The organism is Mesorhizobium sp. M7A.F.Ca.MR.245.00.0.0 (genome assembly GCF_003997415.1).
Classification (GTDB): domain Bacteria; phylum Pseudomonadota; class Alphaproteobacteria; order Rhizobiales; family Rhizobiaceae; genus Mesorhizobium.
The window spans coordinates 7,491-9,538 of sequence record NZ_RZTE01000023.1; the positions used below are offsets into that span (position 1 = coordinate 7,491).

Genomic DNA, 2,048 nt, shown 5'->3' on the forward strand with positions numbered 1-2,048 from the left:
CTTCGGGGATGCCGCGCTGCATGACGTAGAATTTCTGGTCTTCGGAAATCTTCGACGTCGTCGCTTCATGCTCGAACTGCGCCGTCGAATTCTTGGCTTCCATGTATGGCACGGTGTGCGCGCCGCACTGGTCGCCGATCAGCAAACTGTCGCAGTTGGTGAAGTTGCGGGCGTTGGTCGCCTTGCGGTGCGCCGAGACCTGGCCGCGATATGTGTTCTGCGAGAAGCCGGCGGCGATGCCCTTGGAGATGATGCGGCTCGACGTGTTCTTGCCGAGATGGATCATCTTGGTGCCGCTGTCGACCTGCTGATAGCCGTTCGACACCGCGATCGAATAGAACTCACCTTGGGAATCGTCACCGCGCAGGATGCAGCTCGGATATTTCCAGGTGATCGCCGAACCTGTCTCGACCTGCGTCCACGAAATCTTGGAGCGGTCGCCACGGCAGTCGCCGCGCTTGGTGACGAAATTGTAGATGCCGCCCTTGCCCTCGGCGTCGCCGGGGTACCAGTTCTGCACCGTCGAATATTTGATCTCGGCATCGTCGAGCGCCACCAGTTCGACGACGGCGGCATGCAACTGGTTCTCGTCGCGCTGCGGCGCCGTGCAGCCCTCGAGATAGGAGACGTAAGCCCCCTCCTCGGCAATGATCAGCGTGCGCTCGAACTGGCCGGTGTTCTTCTCGTTCATGCGGAAATAGGTCGACAGTTCCATCGGGCAGCGCACGCCCTTGGGCACGAAGACGAACGAGCCATCGGTGAAGACAGCGGAATTCAATGTGGCGTAGTAATTGTCTGAGGTCGGCACGACCGAGCCGAGATATTTCTTCACCAGCTCCGGATGCTCGCGGATGGCTTCCGAGATCGAGCAGAAGATGACGCCGGCCTGCGCCAACTCCTTCTTGAAGGTGGTTACGACGGAGACGGAATCGAACACGGCGTCGACAGCGACGCGGCCCGATTTGTAGACGTTATCGCTGACTTCCTCGAGCTCCGAGGCATCGGTCTTCTGCACACCGGCGAGGATTTCCTGCTCCCGCAGCGGAATGCCGAGCTTTTCGTAGACCTTCAACAGTTCGGGATCGACATCGCTGAGCGAGGTCGGGCCGGGCGTGCTCTTAGGCGCCGCATAGAAATAGATGTCCTGGAAATCGATCTTCGGATAGTGGACGCGCGCCCAGGTCGGCTCGTCAAGCGTCAGCCAGCGGCGATACGCTTCCAGACGCCATTCCAGCATCCAGGACGGTTCGTCCTTCTTGGCCGAAATGAAACGGATGATGTCTTCGCTGAGGCCCTTGGGGGCCTTGTCCATCGCGATTTCGGTCTGGAATCCGTATTTGTATTGGTCGACGTCGATCTTTCGGACCCGATCGATCGTGTCCTGCACAGCAGGCATATGCGTTCTCCATCCACGCCGGGGTCAAGGCCCGACAGTTTTCAAACTATGGCACCGCCAAAAACGAACCCCGAAGAGGTGCTCGCGGCAGCGTAAGTTTAATATAGTGCGCTTCGACCGGGAATTCACCCGGCCAGCATGAAACGCACGGCTCTACCAGGCCGAAAGGCCCAAATTCGTCCAACCGCTACGCGGCCCGTTCTCTATCCGCCCTACGTGCGGTAATTCCCGCCAGTGCGACGCGAAACAGCTCGATGTCTTCCGCGCCGGTCGCCGGTCCGATGGACACCCGCAAGGCGCCGAGACTGTCGCCGTATCCCATGGCTTTCAGCACATGGCTCGGTCCGACCTTGCCAGACGAACAGGCAGAGCCGGCCGACAGCGCTACACCGGCCAGATCGAAGGCAATCTGCGCGGTTTCGGCTTTGACGCCCGCAATAGCGAAGAATGCCGTATTGGCAAGCCTTGGCGCACCGGTTCCGAAGATTTCCGCGTCCGGCACCAGCGATTTGACGATGGCCTCGACCTCGTCGCGGCGCTGGCGCACGGCATCCATGGCCGGCAATCCGGCCAGGGCCTCGCGGGCGGCCGCGCCAAAACCGGCAATGGCAGCGAGATTTTCGGTGCCGCCGCGATGGCCCTTCTCCTGGCC

The 2,048-nt window shown here is 60.8% G+C and carries 2 protein-coding genes; both read right to left on the reverse strand.

The features are described from left to right. Positions 1 to 1,396, reverse strand: a 1,396-nt coding sequence (gene sufB, locus EOB80_RS21675) for a Fe-S cluster assembly protein SufB (protein WP_245466413.1), incomplete at its 3' end; no start/stop codon positions are given. A gap of 187 nt (positions 1,397 to 1,583) precedes the next feature. After that, the coding region (locus EOB80_RS35445) for an aminotransferase class V-fold PLP-dependent enzyme (protein ID WP_245466414.1) at positions 1,584 to 2,048 on the reverse strand (465 nt) is incomplete at its 5' end.